The following is a 6,812-nucleotide window of genomic DNA, read 5'->3' as shown; positions in this document are numbered from 1 at the left end:
GAGTGTGACGCACATCACACCAAATGAAGAATAATACGTCAACCCAAATACGGGGAATTGATGTCAAAGATTGATAGAGGAGAGCGGACAAAGAGGAAAAATCTGACCTCCCGACCTGAAAAGACAAGTCGGGATCGGTCCAGCGCCTCGCCCCAGCATGCTAAAGAGATGGCAGAGGCGACGACAGAGTCAAACAATCAACCCTGGGACAGTAGTTCACGCAGATCGATAATTGCGGCATTGGCCCGGGAAATGTACGAAGCCATCACCAGCGAGTGATTGGCCAACATACCAAACCCGCCACCATTCAAAATCATCGGACTGTACATCGGCGCCTGAGCTCCTTCGAGCTCGCGTATGATTTGCTGAAGACTGACCAGAGCGTGCTTTCGCTCCAGGATGTCAGCAAAATCTACTTCGACAGCGCGCAGGAAGTGCAGCAGCGCCCAGGTACTGCCCCTCGCCTCATAAAACACATCATCGATTTCCAGCCACGGCGTTTTCACTTGCATCTCACGTGGGGTTGATGTCGATTTACGCGCAGCGACATCACCCGCCAGATCGGTATTCAAGCGACGCTGTCCAACACTGGCACTCAAACGCTGAGACAAACTGCCCAAACGAGTTTCTACGGTGCTCAGCCAATAACGCAGGTTATCCGCGCGCGCAAAGAACTGGGCGTTATGCTGGTCATCATCCGAGAGGCGAAACAAATAATTGTGCAGAGACTCTATGCCGTTTCGATACTCCGACTCAGAGGCCGGCAACGCCCAGCTTTTGTTATCGAAATTAAACCGCGATTCCGCTCGCGCGAGAGAGTTATCCTCCGTGGACTGGGATTGTGAACGGCTGAAAGCCTCACGCATGGCTTTACTCATGTCGCGAACCTGAATCAACACTCCGTATTCCCAGTTTGGCATGTTATCGAGCCACAGGCCGGGAGGCATAACATCGTTGCTCAAAAAGCCACCGGGCTTATCCAGCAGGGTTTCAGACACTCGAATCAATGTGCTGGTAGTCGCCACACCGATCAACATGGGACGGCCTTCTGCCGTCAACGCCACCGACTCCCTGACCGTGAAATGATCGGGTTCAGAACTCCAGAAAAAGCCCACCAACGCGGCACCCAGCAGATACAAAATCACCAGTATCAGCAGCGTTCTAACGAACCAGCTGCCCGCGCCATCTTCACGCCAATCCTGCCAGCGCTCCCGAACACCCTGTCCAAACTCACCCAACTTTCCCATGGCTAAACCTTATCCGTTTCTTTATGTACAACCACTGCGCCCCTACTGGGTCACAGGCTCATGCTCTCTTCTTCGTCCTACCTTACTGGCTGTGCATCGGCGTTAACACTCTGCCCACCCTCAAAAATCAGCGTTACCGGATAAACTCGCTGTGCTGACAGAGCCGGCGCCGCGACTGCCATATCAAAGACCATAATATGATAACCACCCGGTTCAAAGCTCAGCGTGTCCCCAGCGACGACCGGGATTTGATCAACTTTTCTCATCTTCATCATGCCATTTTCATGGATGTGTTTATGCAACTCTGCACGATCACTGCCGACCACCTTCACCCCAGTCAGTAACTGCTGCTGTGATGAGGCATTGTGTAACGTCAGATAGACGACTGCAGTCGTCTGTCCCGGTAACGGCAAGCGGATACGGGCATCGCCAATACTGACCGATGTCTGTGACAATTCTGAGTTAGCGCGATCCGCAAAGGCCGACGAGCCCTGGATTGACGCGCAAAACAGCACACCAATACACACCGCCCTGGCCAGGCTTCTGAGGCGAGCCCACTGGGACTGGTGCAATCCCCACCTACCGCGCAGGTTCAACAAGTATAGAGGGTTAACGGTTTTCATCGACTTTATTCCTGTTAGATTCCATGTCCCGTCTCTGCGGCTTCCTGAGCTAAACCACGGCCTGACCTAAACCTCAGCAGCGACCGGCTTGCCCAGATAGTAACCCTGGGCACCGTCAATTCCCAAGGATTGCAGTACCCGCCACTCCTCTTTGGTCTCTACGCCTTCCACCAACAGCTTCACATCGCAACTGTGTGCAATCTGCACCACCGACTGCACAAAAAAGCGATTATCCGCATTTTGATCTATGTCCTGAATAAAGCAGCGATCCACTTTTAACGCAAATAACGGCAAACTTTGCAGGTAAGCAAACGCTGCCACGCCAGTGCCAAAATGATCCAGTAGCAGTTGAGCTCCCAGCTCACTGAGCTTCACGGCCAATGCCCGAACTGCCTTTTCCTGCGTAGCCAGAGAGGGTCCTGGTAACTCCAGGACCAGTCGCTGGGCGAACCCTGGATAGCTTCGCAACACGCCGTCAAGCCACAGAAGAAATGTGTCACTCACCAGAGATGAGGGGGATAGATTCACACTCAATCTGGGTCCATCTACTCCGGCGTAGCGAACCGCCAACATCTCAATCATCATCTGATCGATAGTTTCTGCCATCCCAAAGCGCTCCGCCATAGGCAGAAACACACCGGCTGCCAGCAGTTCATCACCGTCAGGCAGGCGGCAAAAAACCTCCAGCAAGCTAACGGTCACTCCATCCGGCTCAAAGACTGGCTGCACATGATAAGTGAACAAGTTCTCGTCTATGGCTTCACGAAGCAGCTCTTGCCACTGGCTCGCAGAGCGATCTGCACCATCCGCTTGGAGATGATGCCACTGGATATTGGCCTGCCCCTGATGCTGAGCCTGCCGCAATGCCAAATCTGCTTTCACCAGCAGGCCAACCTGCTCGGTCACACGCGACGCAAAAGCCACCCCCATATGCAACTGCAATTCTTCGGCCTCGCGAAGCCATCCCAGCCCCTGCAAATTTGAAAACAACTCGTCGGTCACGACCTCTCCGTCTTCACGATCGACAACCGGGATAAAAGCGCACAAATCAGTACCTGTGCGGCGCCCCAGAATCGCGTCATGGTATTCGACCAGTGACTGCTGAAGCGTCTTCGCCAGACTCTGTAAACATTTATCACCGGCTTCGCGACCGACATGCTGGTTAAACCCTGTCAGGCCGCCCAACTGAATCAGAATCATGACACCAGCACTACCGCCGCGCTCAGACGCCACTCGCGACGCCAGATGGGCATCAAACCCGGTGCGGTTTAGCAATCCGGTCACCGGATCGAAGTGTGCCTGCCGTCGCAGCTCGCCCGACAGCTCGACCTGCTCCTGAAACATGGACTGAACCTTCTCCACCATGCGATTCATAGCCTGCACCACACTGCGCAGTTCACGTGTGTAGGGCACTCGATGCTGCACCGGAAATTCTCTGCGGCAAATTGCGTCAGCCTGAGCCTCCACACGACGCAGAGGCCGCAGCATGAATGCCAATCCTAGACCCGCCAGCAAATAACAAATCACCGAGGTGAACAAGAACAACCACAGTTGGTGTTTGAAAACCCGCCAGAGATCCCGATAGGCCAGCCCGGGGTGAGACACCACATCTACGGCCCCCAGACGAAACCAGCCTGACATCACCTCTGCGTGACCCGACGGTTCGGGCAAGTCGATCAAGCGAACAAACCAGTCGGGAACTCCCATAATCTCGGCAGCCACCTTGCTGTCAATAACCATATCGCCTGCGACGTTTCGATATGAAACCTGACGGTAATAACCGCGATCAAACACCACATCCACAAAGGAACGGATCTCGGCCTCATCTTTGGCTTTAGCCGCATGCGTGATCGTCAGCCCCAACGACGTGGCGGTGTCCTGGGCATGGACCTCCATCTGTTCAGTGACGAAAGCGCGGGCATTCATCACACTGACCACGAAATTACCCGCCATAATGCTGGCGATCAGGCAGGTAATGACCAAAATAAGTTGTCGATAGAGAGTCACAGAATGTTTTCCGCTTGATTAAAAGGGTGAGGCTAACAGCTTCAGGGGTACGATAACAAAGTTACTGGATCGGCGGATAGACAACAATTCTGGGCGGCGAACCCACCTTGATATCTCCACGGATACGATAACCCTCGGCCGCTTTCTTCATTTCTTTATAGAGCCACCGACCTTCAGCGTCATTACGAGCGACAATCAACAACACCTCATCGGTATTTTTCACCCTGTCAGCCACCTTTTTAAGCACCGCGAGAACCGCATCGTCGCGCTGATTCAGATCCGACACATCGAGACTGTATTCGTTTTCGGCGCCTGCTTCAGATGCACCCAACTTGCTGGATGCCGGCCCGGGAGCCACTTTCACCGGTACCGATGCATGCTGACGAGAAGCTTCTGCCAAATGTTGTTCAAATTCCTGCAACAAGGGGTTATCTGCGTCTATAAACCTGGCGCGATCGGCATAGAGTCTGGCACTGCTGAGACGACTGTGCCGTAGCGCTTCCCGCCCCATTTGCACATAGCGAACAATGATCACCTGCAATCCGGATTTAGCCTGAGCGTTCTGCGGCTGGAGCTTCAGCACAGCCTGATATCGGTCATAGGCGTTGTCATTATCGGGATACATCAACCGGTCACCATTCATCGCTCTCTCAGCCTGACGTAACATCAGACTGACCTGCTGCTCAACAGTCGGCGGCTTCGGTCCGGAGGGCACGTCGGGCTGTGGCGCGACTTTGGAATCCGGCTCTGGCTCGCCAGTCATACAACCTCCCAGCGACACCGCGACTATCACCAGAAGCCACATCATCAGCGACTCAAATCGCCAAACCGATGTGCATTTCATACAATTCAAGCGTTCCATTGATACTTCCACTCACACACTGCGGGAAACTCTGCCTGATAAATACGATCAAAGCAACGACGCACAACACGCAAAAACACCACAGAACACGGCCTGCCTAACGTCATTCAGCTATTGCGACACAATCGTGGCATACTGGCGGCCGCAATTAATCAGTTAACGATACCACCCGATCACTGCCGGATTTTCTGACTTATGCTTTCGAGCCGACTCCCCCTGTTAACCTGCCTGTTATTACTCGCCACTTCGCTTCTGCCTCTCAACAGTCAGGCAAATAATCCCTTCGGCTCGGCCAGTACAGATCTGACCCGCCAATCCAGCATGTCGGCGAGCCCGGCAAACAGCGCAACCGACAACCTGTTCGCCAACAATCCGGGCGAAGTCAGCTTCCTGCCAGTGGAACAGGCCTACCAACTCAGCGCCACTGTCGTCGACGGCTCGCAACTTGCCGAGCCCATCGACGGGTCCGTGCTGTCCCTGCACTGGGACATTGCACCGAAATACTACCTCTACCAACACCAGCTCAAAGCGGTATTCAACAACGCCCCCCTGAGCGCAGAGCTGCCTGACGGTATTAACAAATACGATGACTACTACGAAAGAGATCTGACAGTTTATTACGACTCGCTGGATCTACTGGTACCACTACCTGCCCACAACGAGAGCGAACCCTTGCTTGTGACGGTTCACTCTCAGGGATGTGCGGATGCGGGACTCTGCTACCCGCCACAGCAACAGCAAATCCGCATTCACCAAGGAAAAGCCGAGGTGCTCGCTGCACCAGGCCCACAAAGCCTGTCGATAAGCGCTTTGTCAGATACAGGGCAGGGATCAACCGGCAACACCAGCTTTTGGCTGGCGCTGTTCGGCGCATTGATTGGCGGCCTGCTACTGAATCTGATGCCCTGCGTGTTTCCCGTCCTGTCTCTTAAAGCGCTCAGCCTAGCCCGCAGTCGGGAAAACCCTCACCAACAGCACCTGCATGGCTGGGCCTATACCTTCGGCGTGATCGCCACCTTTGTCGCCATCGCTACCGTGATGCTACTGCTTCGTCAGGCAGGGCAAGCCATTGGCTGGGGATTTCAGCTGCAATCACCACTGGTCGTCGCACTGCTGGCCTACCTGTTCTTCATCATGGGGCTTGGCTTATCCGGCTTTATACAACTGGGCGGACAACTCAGCGGCAGTGGACAATCCCTGACGGAAGGCCACAGCTATCGCGCCTCTTTCTTTACCGGTGCGCTGGCTTCGATTGTTGCCAGCCCCTGCACCGCGCCATTTATGGGCGGTGCGCTGGGCTTTGCTGTCACTCAACCCACTCCACTGGCCCTGACCGTCTTTGCCGTTTTGGGATTCGGTATGGCGCTACCATTTTTATTGCTGACCTACTTCCCATCACTTTCTCAGAGACTGCCAAAACCCGGCCAATGGATGGAAACCCTAAAGCAACTGCTTGCCTTCCCGCTCTTCCTGACCGCTCTTTGGCTGCTGTGGGTTGTGGGACGCCAGACAGGTAGCGACACTGTCGTAGCCCTGTCCGCGGGTGCACTTGGGCTCACCTTTGCCGCATGGTTGTGGCAACACCAGCCGGCTCGCGTCACTCAGAAAGTGCTTGCCGTGGTCGTTCTGATTACAGCCCTATGGCCACTGTCCAACCTGAACAATTCGGACCATAGCGACCTCACCCAAGAGGCCGCACTCGCCAACCAATGGCAACCCTATTCCCAAGAGCGATTGGATCAACTGCTGGCCAACGGCACACCCACCTTTGTGAATCTGACCGCAGACTGGTGCATCACCTGTCTCGCTAACGAAAAGATCGCTCTGGACACAGAAACCACCTTAAACGCCTTCGAACAGGCAGGTATCGTCAAACTCAAAGGCGACTGGACCCACTACAACCCCGAGATCACGCATTTACTGTCTCAATTTGGGCGCAACGGTGTTCCACTCTATCTTTTATACTCAGGGAAGATAAATGAACCGCCGGTCATTTTGCCGCAAATTTTGCGTGAACAAACGGTCAAGAACGCCATCGAGTCGCTTAAAACCGCAAACTAGCGGCTAACTGGC

At 54.3% G+C, this 6,812-nt stretch carries 5 protein-coding genes; 1 reads left to right on the top strand and 4 read right to left on the bottom strand.

Translation table 11 applies throughout. The features are described 5' to 3' along the window. Positions 1–197: 197 nt before the first annotated feature. The 4 genes from ACTG33_RS14610 to ACTG33_RS14595 form a co-directional block, all read right to left on the bottom strand. Positions 198–1,247, bottom strand: coding sequence for a DUF2333 family protein (locus ACTG33_RS14610; RefSeq protein WP_439135959.1), 1,050 nt, complete (start codon positions 1,245–1,247; stop codon positions 198–200). A 77-nt stretch (positions 1,248–1,324) separates the two neighbouring features. Then, complete coding sequence (locus tag ACTG33_RS14605; protein WP_439135958.1) at positions 1,325–1,870, bottom strand: copper chaperone PCu(A)C; 546 nt, start codon at positions 1,868–1,870, stop codon at positions 1,325–1,327. Between the two features lie 66 nt (positions 1,871–1,936). Beyond that, positions 1,937–3,877 carry a bifunctional diguanylate cyclase/phosphodiesterase gene (locus tag ACTG33_RS14600; RefSeq protein ID WP_439135957.1) on the bottom strand — a complete coding sequence of 647 codons (1,941 nt, stop codon included), beginning with the start codon at positions 3,875–3,877 and terminating at the stop codon, positions 1,937–1,939. 61 nt (positions 3,878–3,938) lie between these two features. Next, complete coding sequence (locus tag ACTG33_RS14595) at positions 3,939–4,721, bottom strand: hypothetical protein (protein WP_439135956.1); 783 nt, start codon at positions 4,719–4,721, stop codon at positions 3,939–3,941. Positions 4,722–4,934: 213 nt separating this feature from the next. On the opposite strand from ACTG33_RS14595, the gene ACTG33_RS14590 reads away from it, so the two are divergent. Further along, entirely contained in the window at positions 4,935–6,800 is a 1,866-nt protein-coding gene (locus ACTG33_RS14590) for a protein-disulfide reductase DsbD family protein (RefSeq protein WP_439135955.1), read from the top strand. Positions 6,801–6,812: the final 12 nt, after the last annotated feature.

Source organism: Pseudomaricurvus sp. (genome assembly GCF_965662505.1).
GTDB lineage: Bacteria > Pseudomonadota > Gammaproteobacteria > Pseudomonadales > Cellvibrionaceae > Pseudomaricurvus.
Note: the sequence above shows the minus strand (reverse complement) of the source record. Positions and strands in the feature narration are given on the sequence as shown.